General features: G+C 71.4%; 19 protein-coding genes and 2 pseudogenes. 9 read left to right on the top strand and 12 right to left on the bottom strand.

What is annotated here, in order from left to right; genetic code table 11:
- The first annotated feature begins 119 nt into the window (after nt 1–119).
- On the top strand, nt 120–857 hold the full coding sequence (locus OH804_RS07450) for a hypothetical protein (RefSeq protein WP_406063783.1): 738 nt from the start codon (nt 120–122) through the stop codon (nt 855–857).
- 13 nt (nt 858–870) lie between these two features.
- Nucleotides 871–1,155, top strand: coding sequence for a hypothetical protein (locus OH804_RS07445; RefSeq protein ID WP_406063781.1), 285 nt, complete (start codon nt 871–873; stop codon nt 1,153–1,155).
- 104 nt (nt 1,156–1,259) lie between these two features.
- Here OH804_RS07445 and OH804_RS07440 read toward each other — a convergent pair whose 3' ends face one another.
- Nucleotides 1,260–2,270 carry a hypothetical protein gene (locus OH804_RS07440; protein ID WP_406063779.1) on the bottom strand — a complete coding sequence of 337 codons (1,011 nt, stop codon included), beginning with the start codon at nt 2,268–2,270 and terminating at the stop codon, nt 1,260–1,262.
- A 158-nt stretch (nt 2,271–2,428) separates the two neighbouring features.
- On the opposite strand from OH804_RS07440, the pseudogene OH804_RS07435 reads away from it, so the two are divergent.
- Nucleotides 2,429–2,776 (top strand): annotated as a pseudogene (locus OH804_RS07435) (ADP-ribosylation/crystallin J1); the annotation flags it as partial.
- A 459-nt stretch (nt 2,777–3,235) separates the two neighbouring features.
- Here OH804_RS07435 and murQ read toward each other — a convergent pair.
- Nucleotides 3,236–4,129, bottom strand: coding sequence for an N-acetylmuramic acid 6-phosphate etherase (gene murQ / locus OH804_RS07430; protein ID WP_406063777.1), 894 nt, complete (start codon nt 4,127–4,129; stop codon nt 3,236–3,238).
- 260 nt (nt 4,130–4,389) lie between these two features.
- Here murQ and OH804_RS07425 point away from each other — a divergent pair, with 260 nt between their 5' ends.
- Genes OH804_RS07425 through OH804_RS07415 form a run of 3 tightly spaced genes read left to right on the top strand, consistent with a single transcriptional unit; the run spans nt 4,390 to nt 10,032 of the window.
- Nucleotides 4,390–5,955 (top strand): sodium:solute symporter, encoded by a 1,566-nt coding sequence (locus tag OH804_RS07425; RefSeq protein ID WP_406063775.1) that lies wholly within the window; start codon nt 4,390–4,392, stop codon nt 5,953–5,955.
- 11 nt (nt 5,956–5,966) lie between these two features.
- A complete protein-coding gene (locus OH804_RS07420; RefSeq protein WP_406063773.1) occupies nt 5,967–7,139 on the top strand; it encodes an anhydro-N-acetylmuramic acid kinase in 1,173 nt (390 codons plus the stop codon).
- Between the two features lie 25 nt (nt 7,140–7,164).
- Entirely contained in the window at nt 7,165–10,032 is a 2,868-nt protein-coding gene (locus tag OH804_RS07415; protein ID WP_406063771.1) for an FAD-binding and (Fe-S)-binding domain-containing protein, read from the top strand.
- A gap of 142 nt (nt 10,033–10,174) precedes the next feature.
- Here OH804_RS07415 and OH804_RS07410 read toward each other — a convergent pair whose 3' ends face one another.
- From OH804_RS07410 to OH804_RS07370, 9 genes and pseudogenes are all read right to left on the bottom strand, one after another.
- A complete protein-coding gene (locus OH804_RS07410) occupies nt 10,175–11,401 on the bottom strand; it encodes an RNA-guided endonuclease InsQ/TnpB family protein (protein ID WP_406063769.1) in 1,227 nt (408 codons plus the stop codon).
- A gap of 138 nt (nt 11,402–11,539) precedes the next feature.
- On the bottom strand, nt 11,540–13,579 hold the full coding sequence (locus OH804_RS07405) for a hypothetical protein (RefSeq protein WP_406063767.1): 2,040 nt from the start codon (nt 13,577–13,579) through the stop codon (nt 11,540–11,542).
- 232 nt (nt 13,580–13,811) lie between these two features.
- On the bottom strand, nt 13,812–13,958 hold the full coding sequence (locus OH804_RS07400; RefSeq protein WP_167337290.1) for a hypothetical protein: 147 nt from the start codon (nt 13,956–13,958) through the stop codon (nt 13,812–13,814).
- A 184-nt stretch (nt 13,959–14,142) separates the two neighbouring features.
- Nucleotides 14,143–14,406 (bottom strand): annotated as a pseudogene (locus OH804_RS07395) (GNAT family N-acetyltransferase); the annotation flags it as partial.
- Nucleotides 14,407–14,575: 169 nt separating this feature from the next.
- The gene (locus OH804_RS07390) at nt 14,576–15,430 is read right to left on the bottom strand and encodes an ABC transporter ATP-binding protein (RefSeq protein WP_406063764.1); all 855 of its coding nucleotides are present in this window, start codon (nt 15,428–15,430) and stop codon (nt 14,576–14,578) included.
- The gene (locus tag OH804_RS07385) at nt 15,427–16,416 is read right to left on the bottom strand and encodes a FecCD family ABC transporter permease (RefSeq protein WP_406063762.1); all 990 of its coding nucleotides are present in this window, start codon (nt 16,414–16,416) and stop codon (nt 15,427–15,429) included. Before OH804_RS07385 ends, OH804_RS07390 begins: the two co-directional genes overlap by 4 nt.
- Before the next feature lie 95 nt (nt 16,417–16,511).
- Nucleotides 16,512–17,300, bottom strand: a complete 789-nt coding sequence (locus tag OH804_RS07380; protein WP_406063761.1) for a class I SAM-dependent methyltransferase — start codon at nt 17,298–17,300, stop codon at nt 16,512–16,514.
- Nucleotides 17,297–18,301 carry an ABC transporter substrate-binding protein gene (locus OH804_RS07375; RefSeq protein WP_196923835.1) on the bottom strand — a complete coding sequence of 335 codons (1,005 nt, stop codon included), beginning with the start codon at nt 18,299–18,301 and terminating at the stop codon, nt 17,297–17,299. Before OH804_RS07375 ends, OH804_RS07380 begins: the two co-directional genes overlap by 4 nt.
- Nucleotides 18,302–18,514: 213 nt before the next feature.
- Complete coding sequence (locus OH804_RS07370) at nt 18,515–19,714, bottom strand: cellulose-binding domain-containing protein (protein WP_406063759.1); 1,200 nt, start codon at nt 19,712–19,714, stop codon at nt 18,515–18,517.
- A 386-nt stretch (nt 19,715–20,100) separates the two neighbouring features.
- Here OH804_RS07370 and OH804_RS07365 point away from each other — a divergent pair, with 386 nt between their 5' ends.
- From OH804_RS07365 to OH804_RS07355, 3 genes are all read left to right on the top strand, one after another.
- Nucleotides 20,101–20,694, top strand: a complete 594-nt coding sequence (locus tag OH804_RS07365) for a hypothetical protein (RefSeq protein WP_406063757.1) — start codon at nt 20,101–20,103, stop codon at nt 20,692–20,694.
- A gap of 116 nt (nt 20,695–20,810) precedes the next feature.
- Nucleotides 20,811–21,197 (top strand): YciI family protein, encoded by a 387-nt coding sequence (locus OH804_RS07360; protein WP_196923838.1) that lies wholly within the window; start codon nt 20,811–20,813, stop codon nt 21,195–21,197.
- Nucleotides 21,197–22,411, top strand: a complete 1,215-nt coding sequence (locus tag OH804_RS07355) for an RNA polymerase sigma factor (RefSeq protein ID WP_406063755.1) — start codon at nt 21,197–21,199, stop codon at nt 22,409–22,411. The genes OH804_RS07360 and OH804_RS07355 overlap by 1 nt, the downstream gene beginning before the upstream one ends.
- A 58-nt stretch (nt 22,412–22,469) precedes the next feature.
- On the opposite strand, the gene OH804_RS07350 is transcribed toward OH804_RS07355, so the two are convergent.
- Nucleotides 22,470–23,132: a tol-pal system YbgF family protein gene (locus OH804_RS07350; protein WP_196923840.1), complete on the bottom strand. Its 663-nt coding sequence runs from the start codon at nt 23,130–23,132 to the stop codon at nt 22,470–22,472.
- Nucleotides 23,133–23,152 lie beyond the last annotated feature (20 nt).

Here is a 23,152-nt window from a genome sequence, read left to right as displayed (position 1 = left end):
CTGTGCGAGGGGCGACTGCTCGGCCAGCGACACCGGATCGGTGAGCCGGACCGGGCAGGGCTGGCGACCCCGCGGCCGACGGCCTCCGTCTGATGCGGCTGAGGCACAGCCTGCCCCCGGTGGCGCTCGGCGCAGTGGCGCTCGGCGCGGCTCTGGGTGCCGACCCCGCCCATGCCGACACGCCGTCGCCGTCGCGTCTGCCACTGATGGAGGTCACCGCCTCGCCGAAGGCCATCACGGGTTCGGTGGCCGACGTGGTCGAGGCGCAGCCGATCGTCCCCCTGCCCCTGCCGACCGCCGTCGTTCCCCTGCCCCTGCCGCTACCGTCGACGGACCCGCTGCCGCTGCCGTCGGCCGTTCCGCTGCCGACGCCGTCGGCCGCACCCTCCACCGCCCCGCCACGTCGGCCGGCCCGTACGCCATCGTCGTCGCCGCGGGCCACACCGGCACCGTCGGCCTCGGGGGCACGCGTTGCCTCGCGGCCATCGCCGGCGCCGTCGACGCGTGTGCCGGCGACGACGCCCCGGGACGCCGGCCACAGCACGTTCGATGGCCGGACGTCGAAGCGGGCGCGGGCGACGATGACCAGCGCCACCGGGCAACGGCCCAACCCGCCCGCCCGTCCCGCACCGGGGCCGCCGGCGGTCGTGCTGGCCCTCGCGTCGGCACCGACCGGCGCCGGCACCGGCGGCGCTGACCCACCCACGTCGACAGCCGACGCTCCGCCGCCCACCTCGCCGCTGCGCCCAGGGCTCACCGTCACCAGCGTCGACAGGCGCGCTACCAGCCGTCCCGTGGAGCGGGGCCCTCCCCCGCCCCGACAACTCCTGATCACCCACCCACGTCCACGACGTTGATCAGGAGAGGTTCATGGAAATCGCCGTTATCTGGATTCCCGCCCACATCGAGCCGTCGGAGCCCGCCGTCGCGAGGTGTCTCAGCCACCTTCGCCGACACTCCTACCGATTCGCAGGAATCATGCGGGCCCCGTGGGAGACCGTCGAGCAGACGATGATCGACGGGGAGGTGGATGTCGTCGTCATCGCCGACTTCGCCCACCTCCCGCCGGATCGGTCCCCCCGGATCGAGCTGGCCAGCTCCCCCGGCATCGACGCGGACGGGGACCGAACGGTTCCGGACACGCAGTTCGGCTGACACCACGAAGCGCCCCGTCCGCTATGGACGGGGCGCTTCGTCGATCTGGCTTCTCGACGCAGACACAGTGCTGATCAACGCGACGCCGTGGACGACGGCAGAAGCTACTTCGGCGTGACGCCGTCGTACGGGTCCCAGTGCGCCGCGTAGCGCAGCAGCGAGCGGGCCAGGTCCGGGTTCGCCGCCGCCCATCTGGTGTCGAACAGAAACCACTGGTCGAACCCGAAGAAGTCGTCGATGTATCGAGCGACCTGCACGATGTGCGGGTCCAATCGGATCAACGACCCGACGGAAGACTCCGGGGCCATCATCTCCAGTGCCTCCCGGTGGATCTCGTGGTGTGCGGACACGCGGTCAAGGCCGGCGGGCGACGGGTCGTATCCGGGCAGCCGGGCGTAGCGCGCCAGCGCCACGCCAACGTCCTCCTCGTTCGGCGCGATCAGGGCCCGCAGCAACCGGGCGTCGTGCGGCCAGAGCCGGGTGCCGGGCGCGTCGACGGCCCGAAGACGGGCGGCGAAGCCCGACAGAGTGAGGCCGGGGAAGACGAGGGCGCCAGCCAGATCCAGGTTCGTCTCGATACCAGGCGGATCCCAGCACAGACGGACCGAGAAGACGGCCTCCGGCCCGGACGGAGCGATGCGGACGGTACGTACCGGCACGCCATGCTCGAAGACCGCACCGGGCGCGGCGGCGTCGGGGGGCAGCGGCCAGGTGTCGTGGAGCAGGTACGCGAGCCGGTCAGGCGACGCGGCGGCGGCGTCCTCGTCGATGAAGTAGTAGGCCAGATCCACCTCGTCGTCGTCGGTCCGCACACGCAGGGCGTGCTCACCAAGCCGGATGAACGCGCCGTCGTCGTCGCCCTCCACCCAGAGGTGCTCGTTCAGCAGGTCGCGCAGATCGTCAACCGTCTCCGGCGGTGGCAGGTGCCGCTCCTGGGCCTCGTCGAAGATCGAGTCCAGACCGTAGACGATCTCGCCCAGCTCGCTTTCGATCCAGCCTCGCGGGTCGTCGCGGCCCCAGCCCCGACGGAACCAGTCGAGCACTGTCGTGTCGGGCACGGTGACCACCCGCTTGCTGAACGGCGATTCCTCGCGCCACCGGCAGACGAAGTACATGCGGCGCACTCTAGGCGGGCTGACCGACAGCGAATCCGTGCCGACAGCACGGCGATCGTCGCCGGCACGAGCCGCGGCGTCCACCCGGGAACCCGTACCACCAGAATGTCGGGCGGTGGCATCATGCCGCCATCACCGGGACCGACAGGGAGCAGACCATCGGCACCTCCGACACGATCACGCTGTGGCGGCCCACCGGGCAGGCCGAACTCGACCTCGTGGCGGCGGCCGGCTGGCGGGCCTGGCCACCACGCCTGCCCGACCAGCCGATCTTCTACCCCGTGCTCAACCGCTGGTACGCCACGAAGATCGCCCGCGAGTGGAACGTCCCCGCCGAAGGCGTCGGCTACGTGACCCGGTTCGACGTGCGGCGTTCCTACCTGGACCGCTACCAGGTTCAGCAGGCCGGTGGTCGCGATGTGCTGGAGTACTGGATCCCGGCCGAGGAGCTTGACGATTTCAACGCCCACCTCGTCGGCGCGATCATCGCGGAGGCCGAGTACCGGGGCCCCGTCGACGACGAGGAGTTCACCGACGCGGAGGAGGCCCTGGGTCGGGCGCTGCCCGAGGCGTGGCGCACCTACCTCCAGGGCGAGTCGTGCTTCCGGCGAGGTTGGATGACCACCGAGGCCTACGTGTGGCTCAATTCGCCACGCGAGACGCTCGAGGTGCACGAGGCGTGGGACCAGGCCACCGTCACGCACCCCGGTATCGCGATCATCGGCGGTGACGGTTCCAGGGAACAGCTCGTCCTCGATCTGCGCAGTGACCCCGCCCCAGTGCTGCTTGTCGACATCGCCAGCGACGGGTGGGACACCGCCATCCGGCAGGCCGACGATGTCAGTCAGCTCATCGACCGCATCGAGGCGGGCACCTTCGCGTTCGACCTGAAGGACTGACCCGAACCGGGCAACGAGCTACCGCTCACCCTTGCCCGGTCACGACCCCACCGCGAACCCCCTGGGTCAGGCCGCGACGGCCGCCCGGACGTCGTCGTCGGCGGCGCGCAGCCGGGCTGAGGCCTCCTCGGCGGTGCAGTTCGCCAGCAGCAGGACGATGGCCGTCTTGGCGTGCCCGTGCGCCGCAGCGAGCGCCCGCGCCGCCGTGTCGAGGTCGGTGTCGGCGGCCTCGGCGACGATCCGCCGCGCCCGGTCGACGAGCTTCTCGTTGGTGGCGTTCATGTCCACCATCAAATTGCCGTAGACCTTGCCGAGCCGGGCCATCGTGGCGGTCGAGAGCATGTTGCAGACCAGCTTCTCGGCGGTGCCGGCCTTGAGCCGGGTGGAGCCGGTGAGCACCTCGGGGCCGGTGGGCACCTCGATGGCGACGTCGGCGTGCCGGCTGGTCACCGCGTCGGTGTTGCAGGCCACGGAGACGGTAGCCGCGCCAATCGCACGGGCATGGTCCAACCCACCGACCACGTACGGGGTACGGCCGCTGGCGGCGAGCCCGACCACCGTGTCGCGGGCGGTCAGGCCGACCGCGTCGAGGTCGGCGACGGCGCGGGTCGGGTCGTCCTCCGCACCCTCGACGGCGACGCCGAAGGCTCGTGCCCCGCCGGCGAGCAGACCGACGACCCGCTCGGGCGTCGTACCGAAGGTGGGTGGGATCTCGGCGGCGTCGAGCATGCCGATCCGGCCGCTGGTGCCGGCGCCGAGGTAGATCAGCCGTCCGCCCTGACGGAGCGACGCCACGATGACGTCGACGGCGGCGGCGATGTCCGGCACGGCCCGGCGGACGGCGTCGGCGACGGTCCGGTCCTCGTCGTTCATCGCGAGAAGCAACTCGGTGGGAGACATCCGGTCGAGGTCGCTGGTCTTGTCGTTGCGGGTCTCGGTGCCGAGGGTGCTGAGGTCCACGGGGTGCTCGTTCCTCTCGCTGGTGTGCAGTCGCCAGCCGGCGGGGAGAGGTTTCCGGTCGCCCGGCGGCGGCGACGGCTCGCCGTCGAGCGCGTCTTCGCGACCTGCCGCCGCGGCCAGGCTGAGGGCGCAGCCGCGAACAGTCCCCGTATCAGCAGGCTGAAACCACAGCGTAACCAGCCCGGACGGGCGGTGGCAAAAAGTTTCGCGTTAGGGTGGGTCAGCGTCACTTATTGACAATCGCTGGTTGGGAGCGAGCCGTGCGTCAACTCGACCTCGTCGTGATCGTGCTGTACCTCGTGGTGATCGCCTTCGTCGGACTTCGCCTGTCCGGTAAACAGAAGTCCGCCAAGGACTACTTCGTGGGCGAGGGTCGACTGCCCTGGTGGACCGTCTCGTTCTCCGTGGTCGCCACCGAGACCAGCGTCCTGACCGTGATCAGTGTTCCCGGCGGCGCCTACAGCGGTCAGGGCTTCGGCAACGTCGAGCTGGCCCTGGGCTACGTCATCGGTCGGGTCGTCGTGGCCGCGGTGCTCATCCCGCTCTACAAGCGGGGTGGGTTCGTCAGCGCCTACCAGTACCTCGGTGAGCGGTTCGGCCTGAAGCTCCAGGGCCTGGCCTCCGTGACGTTCGTCTTCACCCGGCTCCTCGCCGAGGGCGTACGGCTGTTCGCCTCGGCCATCCCCATCAAGCTCCTTCTCGACGAGTTCGGGCTCAATGTCGGTTATCAGGCCATCATCATCGTGCTCACGCTCATCACGGTGATCTACACCTACCTCGGTGGCATCAAGGCGGTCATCTGGACCGACGCCATCCAGATGGGTCTGTACCTGGGCGGGGCGATCCTGGCCATCGCGGTGCTCAGCCACGCCGTCGGCTTCGACGGCTACTCACAGGCGCTGGACGCCGGCAAGTTCCAGCTCTTCGACACCAACTTCACGCTCGCGCACGTGCTCACCAGCCCGTTCGCCCTGCCGACCGCGATCATCGGTGGCGCGATCTTCGCGATGGCCAGCCACGGGTCGGACCAGCTGATCGTCCAGCGCATCCTGTCCACCCGCACACTGCGGGAGGGGCAGAAGGCGATGATCTCCTCGGGCATCTTCGTGGTGATCCAGTTCGCCGCGTTCTCCCTGGTGGGGGCGCTGCTGTGGTCGTACAACAAGGGTCAGACCTTCAAGGAACTCGGCCTGGCGAGCAGCGACAACCTGTACCCGAGCTTCATCCTGCACGCCCTGCCGGTGGGCATCTCGGGTCTGCTGGTGGCCGGCATCCTCGGCGCCGCGATGGGTTCGCTGTCCTCGGCGTTGAACTCGATGTCGAACTCCACCGTCGCCGACTTCATCCACAGCTTCTTCCGCAAGGTCCCGTCCGACGACGCGATGCTCCGACTCGCCCGGGTGATGACCCTGGTCTGGGCGGTGCTGATGGCGGTCTTCGCCTGTGCGTTCAGCTCCAGCACCGGAAACGTCTACCTGACCGGTTTGACCATCGCCGGCTACACCTACGGGGCGCTGCTCGGGGCCTTCCTGCTCGGCCGCCTCGTCCAGCGGGCCAACCAGGTCGACGCGGTGATCGCCTTCCTCGTCACAGTGGCGGTGATGACCTACATCGTCCGCTATGTCAAGATCGATGTGACGACGGCGGGTACCACCACGGCCACCGCCATCGCCGCCCAGTGGCTGGTCCCGATCGGCGTCCTGATCACCCTGGTCGTCGGCGCGGTGTCCAGCCGGTTCCACCCGGCCCCGGAGACGCCGTACGACCATGGACGTAGCGACGAGGTCGACGACGACGCGGCGGCGACGCCCGTCGGCCGGGCGTGAAGGAGGACGTGATGCGCGTGATCGGCCTGATGTCCGGAACCTCTTACGACGGCATCGAAGCCGCCGCGGCCGAGTTCGAGCTGAGCGGCGACACACTGCGGATGCGACCACTCGGCCGGCTCAGCCACCCGTACTCCGACGAGTTGCGCACGCAGATCGCCGCGGCCCTGCCGCCCGCGGCGACCACCACCGAGGCGATCTGCGTGCTGGACACCGGCATCGGCCAGGCCTTCGCCGAGGCCGGCGTACGGGCCCTCGCCCAGCTGTGCGACGGCCAGGCCGACCTGGTCGTCTCGCACGGGCAGACCATGCACCACTGGGTCGAGGCCGGCACGGTTCGGGGCACTCTCCAGCTGGGCCAGCCGGCCTGGATCGCGGAGGCCACCGGCCTCCCGGTCGTGGCCGACCTGCGCAGCCGCGACGTGGCCGCCGGCGGACAGGGCGCTCCCCTGGTCGCCCTCTTCGACGCGCTGCTGCTGGGTGGCCTGCCCGGCGTCCCGGCCGCCCTGAACCTGGGTGGAATCGCCAACATCACCGTCGTCGCGCCGAACGCGGACCCGCTCGCCTTCGACACCGGGCCGGCCAACGCGCTCCTCGACGTTGGCGCCCGCCACTTCAGCGGGGGCACCGAGGAGTACGACCGGGACGGGCGCGGGGCCGCCGCCGGGCAGGTGAACCCGGACCTGCTGCGCCGGCTGCTCGACGAGCCGTACTACCGGCTGTCCAGCCCGAAGAGCACCGGGAAGGAGCTGTTCCATCTGCCCTACCTGCTCGCCGCCCTCGCCGACGCGCCCACACCGGACCCGCAGGACGTGTTGGCCACACTCACCCGACTGACGGCGGTCACGGTGGCCGACGCCTGCCGCGACCACGGCGTCACCCGGCTCGTCGTCTCCGGCGGCGGCGCACACAACCCGACGCTGATGCGCATGATCGCCGACGAGCTGCCCGGCATCGAGCTGTCCTCCAGTGACGACCTGGGCATCGCGTCGGACGCCAAGGAGGCGCTGGCCTTCGCGCTGCTGGGCTACCTGACCGCGCACGGACTGCCGGGCACACTGCCGTCGGGCACCGGCGCACGGCACGCCTCCGTGCTCGGCAGCATCACCCCCGGCCGGCAGCCGCTGCGGCTGCCAGCCCCGGTCGGAACCGCTCCCGACCGGTTGCTGATCGTCGCCGACTGACCGTCCCTTCCAGGGAGGATCGCCCATGAGCACCGTGGTACCCACACCAACCGCGGCCGGCGCTCGCGCCCGCGCGGTCGCCGAGTTGCTGCGCTCGCGCCTGGATGATCCGAGCCGGGCCAGCGCCGAGCTGCCCCGGAGGCTCGCGGCGGCACACGACGCCTCGCCGTACCTGTTCGAGCCGCAGGCAGTGGTTCGCGCCGCCTCGGCCGCCGAGGTGGGGGCGCTGATGGCCGGCGCCCGGGAGGCCGGCGTGCCGCTGACCCTGCGCGGCGGCGGCACCAGCCTCGCCGGGCAGGCCGGTGGCGCGGGCGTGCTTGTCGACGTCCGCACCGACTGGCGGCACGCCGAGGTCCTCGACGACGGCCGCCGCATCCGCCTCCAGCCGGGCCTGACGATCCGGCAGGCCAACGCCCGGCTGGCCCGCTACCGGCGCCGGCTCGGCCCGGACCCGGCCAGCGAGGCCGCGTGCACGGTCGGCGGCATGGTGGCCAACAATTCCAGCGGGATGACCTGCGGCACCACCGACAACGCGTACCGCACCATGGAGTCGCTGCGCTTCGTGCTCCCGTCCGGCACCGTCGTCGACTCCGGCGCCCGCGACGCCGACGACCGGCTACGGGTCGACGAGCCCGAGCTGCACGCCGGGCTGCTGCGACTGCGCGACCGGGTGCGATCGGCGCCGGGGTCGCGCGCCACCATCGAGCGGCTGTTCGCGATGAAGAACACCATGGGGTACGGGCTGAACTCGCTGCTCGACCACACCAGCCCGGTCGAGATGCTCGCCCACCTGATGATCGGCAGCGAGGGCACGCTCGGCTTCGTGGCCGAGGCCGTCTTCCGTACCGTCGAGATCCACGACCACGCCGCCACCGGCCTGCTGATCCTGCCCGGTCTCACCGACGCCACCGACGCGCTGCCGGCCCTGCTCGCCGCCGGCGCCCGTACCGCCGAACTGCTCGACGCGGCCGCGCTGCGGGTCAGTCAGCGCGACGCGGGTGCGAGCCCGGCCCTGCGCGGGTTGACGGTCGCCGGCCACGCCGCGCTGCTTGTGGAGTTCGCCGAGGACAGCGCGGAGCGGCTGGCCGCGACGCTGGCCGACGCCCGGCCCGTGCTCGACCGACTGCCGGCCGTCACCGGCACCGAGTTGACCCGCGACCCACGCGAGCGGGCCAACCTCTGGCACCTGCGCAAGGGCCTCTACACCGCCGTCGCCGGGGCCCGCCCGCCCGGCACCACGGCCCTGCTGGAGGACGTCGCGGTGCCGATGCCGCGCCTGACCGGCACCTGCGACGGGCTGATCCGCCTGTTCGACAGGCACGGCTACCCGGACGCGGTGATCTTCGGGCACGCCCGCGACGGCAACCTGCACTTCATGCTCACCCAGTCCTTCGACACCCCGGCCGAGATCGACCGCTACGCCCGGTTCACCGACGACATGGTCGACCTCGTGCTGGCCGAGGGGGGAACCCTCAAGGCGGAGCACGGCACCGGCCGGGCCATGGCGCCCTTCGTCCGCCGGCAGTACGGCGACGAGCTGTACGACGTGATGCGCGAACTCAAGCGGTTGTGCGACCCGAGCGGACTGCTCAACCCCGGTGTGCTGCTCAACGACGACCCGACAGTGCACCTGCGGCAGCTCAAGGCCGTCCCGACTGTCGACCCCGAGCTGGACGCCTGCGTCGAGTGCGGCTACTGCGAGCCGGTCTGCCCCACCGCCGACGTCACCACCACGCCCCGGCAGCGCATCGTTCTGCAACGGCAGATCGCCCTCGCCACCGCCGCCGGCGACGAGGAGCGCCGCCGGGAGCTGACCGCCGACTACGAGTACGCCGCGGTGGACAGCTGCGCCGCGGACAGCCTCTGCGTCACCGCCTGCCCGGTCGGCATCGACACCGGTGCGGCGATGAAGCGGCTGCGCGCCGAGCGGCACACCCCGCGCGCCCAGCGCACCGCCCGCACCGCCGCACGGCACTGGCAGGCCGCCGTCGCGGGCGTCCGGGTGGGACTGACCGCCGCGCACGCCGTACCGACGCCGGTGACCCGCGCCGCCACCGGGGTGATCCGTGGGCTCGGCGCCAGCGAACTCGTGCCGCTGTGGAGCGACGACATGCCGCGCGCCGGTGCGCCCCGGCCCAACCCCCGCAGCGCGCCGGACGCCCAGGCGGTGTTCTTCGCGGCCTGCGTCGGCAGCCTCTTCGCACCGGAGGACAGCTCGTCCGGCGGTTCGGCGGCAGCGTTCCTTCGCCTCTGCGAACTGGCGGGGGTGCCGCTCGTCGTACCGACCGGCACGGCCGGTCTGTGCTGCGGAACCCCGTGGCAGTCCAAGGGCTACCCCGCCGGCCACCGCGAGATGGCCGAGCGGACCCTGACCGCGCTCTGGGTGGCCAGCGACGAGGGTCGCCTGCCCGTCGTGTGCGACGCGTCATCCTGCACGCACGGGCTGACGCAGCTGACTGCCGCGCTGGCCGAGGAGGACCAGGCCCGGTACGGCGCGCTGCGCTTCGTCGACAGCGTGACCTTCACCGCCGAGCACCTCCTGCCGGCGCTGCCGCAGCCCCGGCGACTGGGCTCACTGGCCCTGCACCCCACCTGCTCCACAGTGCACCTGGGCGGCATCGACGACCTGCGCGCGGTGGCCGGGGCGGTCGCCGACACCGTCACCGTGCCGGACAGCTGGGGGTGCTGCGCCTTCGCCGGTGACCGGGGGCTACTGCACCCCGAGGTCACGGCCGGCGCCACCGCGGCGCAGGCCGCCGAGATCAACGAGCGCGACCACGACGCATACGCCTCCTGCAACCGCACCTGCGAGATGGGCATGAGCCGGGCCACCGGCCGGGCGTACCGGCATGTGCTCGAGGTGCTCGTCGAGGCGGTCGAGCCGCCGGCGTAGCCAGTGCCGTACCCACGAGCGCGCCGCCCGCCGCAGAGCTGCGGCGGGCGGCGCGGGTGAGTCGGTGAAGTCCGAGACCGATCGTTGCCGCTGTTGTAGTATTGACGTCCTCTGCGCCTTGGAGGGCGGAGATTCCGGTCTGCTACGCCTCTGAAGGGGCAAGCTTCCGGTGGGTTACCGCTTCGCTGCGCGGTGCCGGCACGGGTGCCGGTCTTATCTGCGCTCGACGGTCGTTGAGGTCCGCCCGTCCGGCGGCCCTGATGTTCCTGGCGGCGTTCACGTCCCGGTCGTGGTGACTGCCGCACGGGCAGACCCACGTACGAACATTGAGCGTCATCTTGTCGGTGACGCGGCCGCAGTCCGAGCACATCCGGGTGGACGGGAAGAACCGGTCCACCCGAGCGAAGGTGCGCCCGTACCGGGCTGCCTTGTACTCCAGCATGGCGGTGAACTGCGCCCATCCGGCGTCGTGCACCGACTTCGCCAACCGCGTGCGGCCGAGCCCGGTCACGCACAGGTCCTCGACGTACACCGCTTGGTTGTCGCGGATGATTGCCGTGGACAGCTTGTGCTGCCAGTCTCGCCGGGTGTCGGCCACCCGCGCATGGGCGCGGGCGATCTTCACCACCGTCTTCTTACGCCGGTTGCTGCCCTTGGTCTTGTGGGACAGGTCCTGCTGCAACCGCTTCAGTTTGCGTGCCGCGCGATGCAGGAACTTCGGCGCGGTGACCTTGGTGCCGTCGGACATGACCGCGAAGTGCGTCAGGCCCAGGTCGATACCCACCTCGGACGCGGCCGACGGCAGCGGCTCGTCCGTGCTCTGCACGACAAACGACGCAAAGTACCGACCCGCCGCGTCCCGGATCACCGTCACCGACGTCGGCATGGCGGGCAGCGTCCGCGACCAGCGCACCTGCACGTCGCCGATCTTCGGCAGCCTGAGCCGTCCGTTGTCCAGCACCTTGAACCGGGCGTTGGCCGTGAACCGGATGGCCTGCCGGTTGTCCTTACGCGACCGGAACCGAGGCGCAGCCACCTTGCGGCCCTTACGCCTGCCGGAAACTGAGGTGAAGAAGTTGCGGTACGCGGTGTTCAGGTCCGCGAGGGCCTGCTGCAACACCACCGACGACACCTCACCCAGCCACGCACGCTCCGGGGTGAGCTTGGCCGCCGTGACCCGCCGGGACAGTTCCGCGTCCGTCACATACGCCAGGCCAGCCTCCCGCGCCTGCTGACGTACGCGCAGCCCATCATTGAACACCACCCGCGCACACCCGAACGCCCGCGCCAACGCTTCCTGCTGGCCCGACGTCGGATAGACGCGGTAGTTGAACCGAAGCAACACCACCACAGTCTGCCATTGGTTCACGGCCGATCCGGGAGACATTCCGGGGCACGCTCGGGCCTTGGCGACCCTCCGCGCGGGCTTTCACCACCGCCTGAAGGGCGGCGCACTAGCCTGCATTTCGGTAGCGCGCCCCGGCCCGCCGGGATGGCGGATCCGGCGTCATGGGCAGGGTGTCCGCCCGCAGACGTCGACGACCTTGCCGGTGAGCAGGAAGACGGCCTTCTGTTTCTGGGCCCCGGCCTGGGCGCGGGGGAACTCGTGCGGATCGTCGCCGAACTCCGGCCCGGCCGGGGCGAGGTTGGTCGGCGGTGGCGCGTGGGCCGCGCCGCTGTTCCAGATCACGATCGCCGAGCCGGTGTACGGGTAACGGCGGATCGGCGTGATGCCCCAGTACGGCCGCACGTCCAGTGACCAGCCGGCGGCGAGCGCGGGGGTGTGCAGGCGCGCGCCGATGGTGCGCGCCTGCACCTCCGCCGCAGCGGGCGAGACCTGCTGGTCGCCGAAGGCCACGTGCATCAGCACCTGGTGCGCCGGGGTGCGCGGTAGTGGCTGGCCGGTCATGTGCTGGGCGTACCCGTTGGCCTCGGACCGGTCCCACAACATCTGCAGCAGCGCGAGGATCAACTGTTGGTCGACCTTGTCCGGGTAGTAGCTGTCCAGCACGGTTTGGAACGGTGCGAAGTCCACGCTGCGTTGCAGCAGCGTGGAGTAGTTCATCGCCGGTACGCCGAGCACCGACCGGGTCCAGTCCTGGGCGATGGCGGTGAGCGCGCCTCCGTTGATGCCGCCCTGACTGTTGCCGTCGTAGTGCAGTCCGCCACGGCGGTCGATCAGCGGCCGGGCGGTGGCGTCCCGGAACGCCGGGTGGGCGGCGAAGCCGGCCGGGTGGATCATCGCGCGCCCCAGGAAGAGGAAGTTCAGGAAGCTCTGCTGCAACCGGTCCGCCACGGCGGGAAAGGCGCTGAGGTCGGTGAAGGCGCCGGCCACGTAGGGCACGTCGGCGGCGGCCATGCCGATCCAGCTGGTCGCGCAGAACGTGAAGTTGTGGGTGTTCGACATCGTCTTGACGTTGCCGGCGTTGATCTCGGTCGGTCGGCCGAGCAGGCCGTGGCCGTAGAGCGAGAGGTGCGCCGGCCGCGCGGCCGAGGCGCTGCGCGGAATGTTGCAGACGAAGTCCGCCGCCACCGTCGCCCCGGACGGCGTGGGCAGGGCGTTCAGCGTGGGCGGCGTCCCAGCGCCACCGGCCGGCCCGTAGTGCAGCCGGGAGCCGGGCCCGCCGTCGCCGGTCAGATAGGACGGTACGCCGATGGCGCCGGTCACCTGCCGGGCGATCAGCGGATCCTGCTCCGGCGAATAGTCGGTCACCTGGGTGACGGTGACCGGCGGCGCGGCCCGGCCCAGGCCGGCGAACGCGTCGTCCCGGACCGCCAACATCCGACCGGTCAGCCCGTGCCGGCTGGCCACTGTGAAGTCCCAGGCCAGGTAAAGGCTGCGCCGCTGGACGCCGACCCGGGTCAGCTCGGTGAGGATCCGCCTCAGCTGCGGCGCCCGGGCGTCCCGCTGGTGAACGCCGGCACCGGTCACATACGACGTGAACGCCTTCGGCGCCCGGATCGACGCCCCGTCGCCGTCGCGCAGACCGCGCAGCCCGACCACGTAGCGGGTGCCCTCGGCCAGCGCCACCGCCGGCCGGATGATCAGCAACTGCCGGTCGGGCTGCCCGGTGGCGTGCGCGTCCAGCTCGGCCCAGTACGGCGTGCGCTCCCCCGTCCGGGTGTTGAGCAGAACGATCGGCGCGTTCGGCGCCAGCGAACGGCCGATGTCGGTGACCGGCGCGATCCCGCTCGCCGCGGCGTCGAGGCCGGGTACCCGCACCAGGATCGGCGAGCCCGGACTGAACCCGTCCTGCCGGTTCCACTCCGTCGGGTCGATCGGGGTTCCCTGCACGTTCGCGGGCATCGCGGCGGCGGCGAAGCGCACCCGCTTCCCGGTGGGGCTGCTCCGGTCCGGCACCGTGAAGTAGTCGTTCGGAAACGGCAGCAGGCAGGCGGTCGGGTCGATCGGGTCGCAGGACGGGTGCCCGGCCGGCGCGGGAGTCCGTGGCGGCGCGGCGGGGGCCGCCGTGCCGAGCAGGACGGCGCCCGCCGTCACCAGCACGGACACGGTGAGACGGAGCCCTCTGGAGGTGGTCACACGCATCTCCTTCGACGCTGCACGGCGGATCGACGGGTGGTGTCCTTCCTACGCTTGTGAAAGAAACTCAGCAAGCGTCGATGTGTCCGCCCGCAACCGCTCGTGGGCAGCGCCGCAGCAGCACGCCGCCGGCGATGCAGCAGTCCCATGAGGCAACAGAATCGCGGTCGGTGGCCGGCAGCCAGATCACGCTCTGGCTGCCTGCCACCGACCGCACCAACGACGACTCACGGAAAGGTCAGTCGGTGATCACCGGCCAGGCGTAGGCGAGCAGGGCGCAGGCGGCACCCAGAAGCGCGAGCGAGACACCCCTCGTCGGCAGCGGCAGAGCAGCGAGCACGATGAGGATTACGGCGACAACGTAGAGAAATGCCTGGACCGACATGGTGCTCTCCTCGATCAGGGGTAACGAGCGGCTGACTTCATCCGCCGGGATGCCCCCGGGCGTGATCTCGGAAACCTCCTGCTGATCACAGTTCGGCCCACGTGGCACGTGCGGCTCGCCCGGTGCGGCGCCCACGTCTGGAGTAGAAGCGCTTCGGCACCCACCGGTCGAAAGCCCGCTGCCTGTCCATTGAGCCCCGGGTGCGGTCGAGCAACGCACCCAGGAAACGCGGATTCATCGTAGCCGCCAGGGAGTCGCAGTCGAGGGCGGCCAGCGTATGACGTACCCACTGGGGGTCCTCGTCGGTGAACACCACCGAGTGTCCGGTGAAGGCGATGACTCCGGCGTCGCGGCGGCTTGGCTGCGGCACCACTGTGGTCCCGCCGTCCGGTGGCGGGAAGTGCCCATCCGCCGCCGCGTCCAGGATGTCGGTCAACGTGCGGTTCATTGTCGCCTCTCTTCGGTCCCCGACCGCACGCCGCCGAGGGTGGACGCGGCAATACGCTTCCCGCCCCTTGCCACCGCGCGGACCAAACAGTGCTAGACATCCTCCCGCCTGGAGTACGCGACTGAGTGTCGCGGTGTCTCGGCCCGCGCTTCGTCAGCTCCGTCGGCGCCTACGGCGCGTGGCTGCGGTACCAGATCCGGGGCCGGCCGTCAGCGGCGATGTCGACGTCCGTACGCACCTGGTAGACCTGCTCGATCCGGCTGGTGGTGAGAACCTCGACGGGCGTACCCGCCGCGACCACCCGCCCGCCGTACAGAAGCACCAGCCGGTCGCAGTACTGCGCGGCCAGATTGAGATCGTGCAGGGTCACCACGACGGTGCTGGCCGACTCGGCGAGGAACCGCAGCAACTCCAGCTGATGCCGGATGTCCAGATGGTTGGTCGGCTCGTCGAGCAGCAGCAGATCCGGTTCCTGCACCAACGCGCGGGCCAGGTCTACCCGCTGCCGCTCACCACCGGAGAGGCTGGACCAGCGGCGCTGCTCGAAGCCGGCCAGGCCGGCCTCGGCGAGCGCGCGCCGCGCCAGCTCCAGATCCGCGGCGCCGACCCCGGCGAGGCGTGGCCGGTACGGAGTCCGGCCCAGCAGAACCACCTCCAGCGCGGACATCTCCACGTCGGTGGCCACCTGTTGGGTGACCACCGCGATCCGTCGAGCCAGCGCACGCCGGGGTATCGCGTCCACCGCGACGTCGTCGAGCAGCACCCGCCCGGAATCGGGCCGGGCCAGCCCGGCCAGTAGCCGCAGCAGGCTCGACTTGCCGGAGCCGTTGGGCCCGAGCAGCCCGACCGTGGCACCCGGTTCGGCGGTGAGCGCCACCCCGGCCAGGATCCGTACGCCGGGCACGCCCCACCCGATCCGGTCCGCGTGCAGCCGCGCCGGCGACGCTCCCGCCGGGTACGGGTCACCGCCGGTCGCCCGACCACTGCCGCCCACTCCCCGGTCGGCGGTGCCCGGCGCGATCACGGCGTACCCGTCCGGCGTCGCATGACCAGCGCGAACACCGGCACCCCGAGCAGCGCGGTGAGCACGCCCACCGGTAGCTCCTGTGGCGAGAAGACGGTCCGCGCCACGGTGTCCGCCCAGATCAGGAAGATCGCGCCGATCACCGCGCACGCGGGCAGCAACGTGCGGTGCCGGGAGCCGAACAGGAACCGTACGGCGTGTGGCACGGTCAACCCGACGAAACCGATGGCGCCGCTCGCCGCGACCAGCGCGGCTGCCACCAGAGCGGTGACGGTGAACAGCAGCAGCCGGGTACGCCCGGGAGAGAAGCCGAGCGAGCGGGCGGTATCGGTGCCGAACGCGAACGCGTCCAGCGCCGTCGCACTGGCCCAGCAGACCAGCACGCCGACGCCGACGACCACGGCGCTCAGCGCCACCGACGGCCAGGAGGCCGCCGTCAGCGAACCGAGCAGCCAGAACGTCACACTACGAGTGTCCTGGGTGTGCGCGTCGGAGATCACGATCAGGCTGGTCACCGCGCTGAAGAGCTGCGAGACGGCCACCCCGGCGAGAACGATTCGGGTCGGCTCGCCGGCCCTCCGGCCGGCCAGCAGCAGCACCGCGCCGAACGCGGCCATGCTGCCGACGAACGCGCCGGTGGTCAGGTCGACCGGGCCGGCGCCGATCCGAATGCCGAGTACCAGCACCGCCACCGCTCCGGTGGAGGCGCCGGACGAGACACCGAGCAGGAACGGGTCGGCCAGCGGGTTACGGGTGAGCGCCTGGAGCACCGCCCCGCACACCGCCAGACCGGCACCAACCAACGCGGCCAACAGCACCCGGGGCAACCGGAGATCCCACACGATGCTGTCCGGCAACGCCGGCAGGGGCTGGACCGGAAGGCCCACATGGCTGGCCACCGCGCGCAGAACGCTGCCGACCGGCAGATCGGCCGAACCCACGCTGACCGCCGCCGCGATGGTGACCAGCAGCAGGAGCATGGCCATCGGAAGGACGTACCGCCCGTTTCTCGAGATGCCGGCAGGGGGCGGCGAGTCCCGCCGGCCGCTCGCCGAGACTGGGGACCGTGCGACTCGCGGGTTCATCGGCGGGCGAACACCACGTAGTCGTCCAGGTACTGCCAGACGGTGCCGACCTCGGCGAACCCGGCCGTGCGAAGGGCAGCCAGGTGGAACGCCAGTGAGGCTGGGGCCTGCGGCGGTCGGTCGGCGAACCGCCGTTCCCGCTGCGCAACCAGGCCGGCCAGTTCCGGGTGTCGGGTCGCCTCGGCGTACCAGGCGGAGTAGGTGAGCGCCCCGGCGGCGAATGTCTCGTGCTGCACCTGCGCGTCGTGCCGGCCGGCGATGTCGCGCAGGGTGGACGCCGATTCGTCGTAGCGGAGGTGGTCGGCGTTGAGCAGCACACCACCGGGGGGCAGCAGCCGCGCCGCGGTGGTGTAGACCCGCAGCAGTTCCTCCGGCGCGAGCCAGTGCAGTGCCGTCGAGGTGAGCACGGCGTCGACCCGCCGTCCGGTCAGCGCCTCCTCCCAGCCGTCGGCCACCAGGTCGACGTCGTGGACCTCGACCCGTGCGGTGTACCGGTCCAAGGCACGCCGCGCGATTTCCAGCAGGATCGGGTCGTAGTCGACCGCGACGGCGGTGGCGCGGGGGAACTGCGCCAGCATCCGGTCGCTGATCGCGCCGGGACCGCAGGCCAGATCGAGGATCGTGAGGTCGTTCGGGCAGTGCAGCCGCAGCACGTCGGCCATCGCGTCGAACCGCGGGTCGCGATGGGCCACGTAGGCGGACTGCTGGTCGTTCCAGAGTTCGAGCAGGCGGCGGGCGGCCGACTGGTCCAGTGCGGCGCCCTCGGCGCCGGCCAGCGGGGTCATCGGGCGGTCCCGTGCAGGTGGGCGCCGACCAGTTCCGCCGCCTGGACGCTGCGGATCGACGGGTCCATCGACGAGCCGGGCACTGTGACGAACCGTCCGGCGACCACCGCGTCCAGCTTCGACGTCACCGGGTTGCGGCGCAGGAAGTCGATCTTCGATTGGGCGCTGTCGCCGTCGCCGCCCCGGGTCAGATCGGCCAACACGATCACCTCCGGGTTGCGTTTGGCGATCTCCTCCCAGTTGCCGGCCGGCCACTTCTGGCTGGCATCGGTGAACGTGTTGCGGGCGCCCAGCAGCGAGCTGATCGCGTCCGGTACCCCGCCGTGCCCGGCCACGTACGGGGTGCTCGTTCCGGAGTAGTACCAGAGGAGTGACGGGCCGGCGCTCGGCGCGGCCGTTGGCGCCGTACCTCGGGCGGCGTCCAACCGACTCTGCTGGTCGTGGATCAGCTTGTCGGCCCGCTCCGGGACGCCGAAGACGCTGGCGATGTCGCGGATCTCGTCGAAGATCCCGTCAAAGGTGACCGTCTGGGTCGCGTCCGCCGGCTTCTCGCAGGCGAACTCGGAGAGGTACGCCGGCACGCCGAGCGTGGCCAGGTCAGCGCGCAAGCCAGCGGCGTCCGGGGCGTACGCGGAGGTGTAGGTCGAGTAGACGAAGTCCGGGGTCGCCGCCCGGACCGCCTCTCGTGAGGGGTAGAGCTTGGCCAGCACCGGCACCTCCTCGTACGCCGGGCGCAGCTCGGGCAGCACCGGGTCGGTCTGGTAGCTGGTGCCGACCATCCGATCGGCGAGACCGAGGCTGAGCATGATCTCGGTGGCGTTCTGTTCCAGTGCGATCGCTCGCTGGGGTGGCGCGGAGACGCTGACCGGCAGTCCGCAGTTGGTCAGGTGGATGGGGGTGGCCAGGTGGTCCTGCGCGGGCGGTGCGGAGGCTCCCCGATCGGAGCAGCCAGCCACGGCCAGCACCAGGCACAGGCCCGCCTTAATGAAAACGGTTTTCATGGGCGGGAACATATCAACAGCGCCTGCGCGGCCTGGCAGGCGGGGGTGCGGTGCATCAGCCGACGGCGGACGCCGGCCCGCGTTCCGGCCGGCGCCCGCTCAGACCGACGCCGGCGCAGTCGAGGGTGTGACCCGGAACCTGGGTCACACCCTCGACGCATTCATCCCCACGGCGGGGCACCGCTGACGGCCCCCAACCACGACCTCGACGGGTCAGCAGCCGATCCGGCTGGACCCCAGCGTGACGTCGTCGTACCAGAGGGTGTCGGCTCCGCCGCCATAGCTCTCCCAGCCCAGCTTCAGGTCGGTGAGCTGCGGCCGCCAGGCGCGGTTGTACCACTGGCCGTCGATGTCGTGCGTCGGTGCGCCGTCCGCGGTCAGCCCGGGGATTGCGGTCCCGTCCACCCAGGTACGCAGCTGACCGGCCGCGCCGTCCACCATGAACTCGACGCACGTCCACCGGTTGGTGGGTAGCGGCAGGCTCTGCGCGACCCCGGCCGGGCTCTGCTCGGGTAGGGTCGCGTCGTCGGAAGCGCGGTTCCACTGCAACGCGCCGTTCTGGCCACCCAACCGCAGGTCCTTGTTGCCGTCGGCAGCGTCGGCCATCGCCATCATCGTGGTGTGCTCGGTGGGTTGGGCGGTGGTGTGCCGGACCCAGACCCGGCCGTATCGGACGCTGCCCACGCTGCTGAGGTTCTTCGTGGCCTTGATGAAGACGTGGTTGCAGTATCCGGCGGCACCGTTGATCCGAACCGACCGGCTGCCGCTGTGCGTGGTCGCCGTGTCGATGGTGGCGGTACCGGCGCCGGAGCAGTCCGGGCTCACCACTGTCCAGTCACCGGACGGCGTCGAACCGGTCTGGCCCTCGAAGCCGTCGCAGAGCACCGCGCCGGCACACCCGACCGGCGGCTCGGTGGTCGGCGGAGGCGTGGTGGGCGGAGGGGTCGTGGGCGGAGGGGTGGTGGGCGGAGGCGTCGTCGGCGGCGGGGTGGCGCCGTTGCACGGCACGCCGTTCAGGCTGAACCCGGTCGGCACGCCGCCACTGGAGCCGTACGTGCCCTGCAACCCGAACTCGGTGGAGCCGCCGGCCGGGATGCTGCCGTTGTACGACGCGTTGCGGGCGGTCACCGTCGATCCGGACTGGCTGACCGTGGCGTTCCAGCCGCTGGTGACCCGCTCGTCCCCGGCGTACGTCCAGGTGACGGTCCAACTGGAGACGGCCGCGTCCCCCGGGGAGACCTTGACGGTGGCGGTGAATCCGCCGGGCCACTGGTTGGGCGTGTAGTCGACCCGGCAGCCCTGGGCGGCTGCGGCCGGGCCGGTCAGCACTGCCGCTCCGGTGGTGGTCGTGGCGGCGGCCAGCGCGGCGGCGACCACCAGGGTCGCGGCCGGGCGGGCACGGAAAATCGTCATGAAGGGTCCTTCTGCCATCGAGCTGAGCGGAGGCGGCACGGCGGCGCGTCCTGGACGGACGCGGCGTGACAACGTGCCCTGGATGCGGCGCGGCGGTGCGCCACAGCGGCCGGTCGTGCGTACGACCGAAGTGCCCGGCTCGAGGTGGACCTGTCAGTCGCCGACGGCCCGGTGCCCGGACCCCGGCGGCGCCCACCCTCAATCTATTGATGATTGCCTATTGAATCAATAGTCGCCGGCCGGGTGTGCTTCCCGGCGATCGAGGCCCGGCGTCCCAGGTGCGAGGGAGCCACTCCCCTCTCGGAGGGGATCACTCCTACTCCCACCTCGCCGACTCTGGAGGCATCGCAGGGCCGCGGTGCAGCGGCCGGATGAGGAGGACGACGATGCGCAGAACACTCGGGTGGAGCATGGCCGCAGTGGCCATGCTCGTTGCAGCGGCGACGCCGGCCCGGGCGGCAGAGCACCGACCGGCGCGGGTGACCGGATCGGGGGAGTTCGCCCTACCGTACGGGCAGGACGATGACGTGCAGTCGTTCACCTTCGACGCCCGGTCGGCGCCGTACAGCCGCCCGCTCCCGATTCCGAGAGGGGGGCACGGCAGCCCCGCGGACGCGGCGGGCACGGTGCGAGTCTCACACTGGCTGTCCGCAACCGACATCACCGTACGGTGGGAGGCGTCGGTGGACTGCATGATCACCAGCCCTGGCCATGCGACTCTGACCGGCATCGTCACCCGCGCCGACCAGGGGGCAAGTGACTTCGTCGGCAAGCGTGTCGGTTTCAGCGTGCAGGACGGCGGGCGCCACGGCGACCGGGTCGGCTTCACCTGGTCAGCCAGCTTCGACCAGGACGAGGCGGGCCAATGGGGCCCGGCCCGAATCGGTACGTGCCTCGCGCCGGCCGCGTTCGCCACTGTGACACGTGGCAACTTCACAGTGCGGCACGCCGAACTGACCGCGCCGCCGCAGGACGACTGACCCTGACTGCCTCGGTCAGAGGGAGAATGTTCCGGGTCCGTGTCGATCCGTCGGCCGCTCGTTCGACGTGGGGATGCTGGGGCCGGGAGGCGGCCCCGTCGGATGAGGAGAACGCGATGTCGAAGTACATGTTGATCATGCGGGGCACCGATGAGACGAACGCGGCCATGATGGCCAACCTCGACGAGATGATGGCCACCACCCGCCAGTTCATCGAGGACATGATGAAGGCGGACGTTCTCGTCGCGGCCGAAGGGCTGGACGATCCGCGCCAGGGCGTCGTGGTCGACTTCGGCGGCGAGGCACCGGTGGTCACCGACGGCCCGTACGGCGAGACCAGGGAGTTGTTCGGGGGCTACTTCCTGCTCGATGTCGCCACGAAGCAGGAGGCGGTCGAGTGGGCCAGGCGGGTCCCGGCGGTCCGCGGGTCCAAGATCGAGGTCCGGCGGGTGGCCGAGGCCGACGAGGTCCCGCAGGGCGGCGAGAGCAGCGGCCAGATCTGATGGGTACGGCGGACGTCGAGGCCGTCTGGCGGATCGAGTCGGCGCGGATCGTCGCCGCGCTGACCCGGTTCACAGGTGACTTCGGGCTGGCCGAGGACGCCGCCCAGGAGGCGGTGGCCGAGGCGCTGGTGTCCTGGCCGCGTGCCTCTCCGGCCAACCCGGCCGGGTGGCTGATGGCCACGGCCCGGCGGCGGGCGATCGACGCGATCCGCCGCCGGGTCGCCCTCCAGGAGCGGTACGCCCTGTTGGCGGCCGATCCCACACCCGACCAGGAGATCGACAGTGACCGGATCGACGACGACGTGCTGGCGTTGATGTTCGTCAGCTGCCATCCGGTGCTCTCCCGTGAGGCACGGGTGGCGCTGACCCTGCGGGTGGTCGGCGGCCTGTCCAGCGAGGAGATCGCCCGCGCGTTCCTGGTGCCCGTGCCGACCGTGCAGGCCCGCATCACCCGGGGCAAGAAGACGATCGCGGCGGCCGGAGTGCCCTTTGAGCTGCCACCGGCCGGCGAGCGCCGGGAGCGGCTGGGCGGTGTGCTCAGCGTCCTCTACGTGATCTTCACGGAGGGCTCGACGGCCACGTCGGGCGACCGGCTGCTGCGCCCGGACGTGGCGTACGAGGCGATCCGGCTGGCCCGCACGCTTGCCGCGCTCCAGCCGGACGAGCCGGAGGTGCACGGTCTGCTCGCCCTGTGCGAGCTGACGGCCGCGCGCTTCCCGGCCCGCACCGATCCGGACGGCGCCCCGATCCTCCTCGAGGACCAGGACCGCCGGTTGTGGGACGTCCCGGCGATCCGCCGTGGGCTGGCCGCGCTGGCCAGGGCGTCGCGGCAGTGCCTCGGCCCCTATGGCCTACAGGCCGCGATCGCGGCCACCCACGCGTCGGCGCCCTCGGTCGAGGAGACCGACTGGGCCCGGATCGCCCGGCTCTACGGGGCGCTCGGCCGGGTCGCACCCTCGCCGGTGGTCGACCTCAACCGGGCCGTCGCCGTCGCCATGGCCTCCGGACCGGCGCCGGCTCTGGCCATCGTGGACGAGTTGATCGCCTCCAACCGGCTCCCCGGTTCACACCTCGTGCCGACCGTACGCGGTGAGCTGCTGACCCGCCTCGGCCGGCTTCCGGAAGCCCGCGCCGAGCTGGAGCTGGCCGCCCGCCTCTGCGCCAACCAGCGCGAACGCTCGGTGCTGCTGCGCAAGGCGGCCACGCTGAGCTGACTCCTCCACAACCCCCGGCCGGCACCTGATCGCCGCTCGCCTGCCCGTGGCCGCAGGCTCAGATCTGCGTTCTCGCCTGCTCGATGTGCCGTTTGATGGCGTGCGCACCATGTGTGTGCGCGATGGTGTCCGCCTCGTCGAGGGTGGCGAGCGCGTCCGCTCGACGGTCCTGGGCGGCGGCGATGTAGGCCAGCCCGATCATGTTAGAGGCCACTCCCGGCAGCGCCCCGACCTCCCGGCGCAGCCGGGTCGACTCCTCCAACCGCTCGCGCGCCTCGTCCAGCCGGCCAGCCGCGTGCGCAGCGATGCCCAGGTGGCGTAGCGCCTCGGACCGGGTCGACGTGTCGCCGGTCTCCGCCGCCAGTCGGCAGGACCGCTCCAGGTACGGAACCGCGGTCTCGTCGTCACGCCGGATGAACTGGTGCAGACAACCGATCCAGAACAACGCCTCGGCTTCGCCGCGCGGGTCCCCCAGTGCCCGGTACAGCTCGAGCGCGCGCTCGAACAGAAGCAGTTCGGAGGGATCCTCGGTAGGCGACGAGTCACCGTCGGCGGGGGCGCCCTGAAACCGGGCGTGCAGAATCATCCCCCGCGCCAACGCCGCATCAGCCTCGACGGCGTGCAGGCCCTGCTCGGCGTCGATCAGCCCGCTGGTGTCGCCGCCGAACACCGCCCGTTCATAGATTTCTCGGGCCCGTACGATCCGATCGTCGGTGCTCATCGTCGCCCCCGCTGGCATCG

The sequence above is a fragment of the Micromonospora sp. NBC_00860 genome (assembly GCF_045207375.1).
Lineage (GTDB): Bacteria > Actinomycetota > Actinomycetes > Mycobacteriales > Micromonosporaceae > Micromonospora > Micromonospora vinacea.
The sequence above is the reverse complement of the archived record's forward strand: the minus strand, read 5'-3'. Positions and strand labels throughout refer to the sequence as shown.

Bases quoted from the DNA above. Each gene is read 5' to 3' on its own strand.
- OH804_RS07445 (WP_406063781.1), top strand. From the start codon at position 871: ATGGAAATCGCCGTTATCTGGATTCCCGCCCACATCGAGCCGTCGGAG.
- OH804_RS07440 (WP_406063779.1), bottom strand. From the start codon at position 2,270: ATGTACTTCGTCTGCCGGTGGCGCGAGGAATCGCCGTTCAGCAAGCGG.
- OH804_RS07420 (WP_406063773.1), top strand. From the start codon at position 5,967: ATGCGCGTGATCGGCCTGATGTCCGGAACCTCTTACGACGGCATCGAA.
- OH804_RS07415 (WP_406063771.1), top strand. From the start codon at position 7,165: ATGAGCACCGTGGTACCCACACCAACCGCGGCCGGCGCTCGCGCCCGC.
- OH804_RS07405 (WP_406063767.1), bottom strand. From the start codon at position 13,579: ATGCGTGTGACCACCTCCAGAGGGCTCCGTCTCACCGTGTCCGTGCTG.
- OH804_RS07400 (WP_167337290.1), bottom strand. From the start codon at position 13,958: ATGTCGGTCCAGGCATTTCTCTACGTTGTCGCCGTAATCCTCATCGTG.
- OH804_RS07385 (WP_406063762.1), bottom strand. From the start codon at position 16,416: ATGGCCATGCTCCTGCTGCTGGTCACCATCGCGGCGGCGGTCAGCGTG.
- OH804_RS07380 (WP_406063761.1), bottom strand. From the start codon at position 17,300: ATGACCCCGCTGGCCGGCGCCGAGGGCGCCGCACTGGACCAGTCGGCC.
- OH804_RS07375 (WP_196923835.1), bottom strand. From the start codon at position 18,301: ATGAAAACCGTTTTCATTAAGGCGGGCCTGTGCCTGGTGCTGGCCGTG.
- OH804_RS07370 (WP_406063759.1), bottom strand. From the start codon at position 19,714: ATGACGATTTTCCGTGCCCGCCCGGCCGCGACCCTGGTGGTCGCCGCC.
- OH804_RS07365 (WP_406063757.1), top strand. From the start codon at position 20,101: ATGCGCAGAACACTCGGGTGGAGCATGGCCGCAGTGGCCATGCTCGTT.
- OH804_RS07360 (WP_196923838.1), top strand. From the start codon at position 20,811: ATGTCGAAGTACATGTTGATCATGCGGGGCACCGATGAGACGAACGCG.
- OH804_RS07355 (WP_406063755.1), top strand. From the start codon at position 21,197: ATGGGTACGGCGGACGTCGAGGCCGTCTGGCGGATCGAGTCGGCGCGG.
- OH804_RS07350 (WP_196923840.1), bottom strand. From the start codon at position 23,132: ATGAGCACCGACGATCGGATCGTACGGGCCCGAGAAATCTATGAACGG.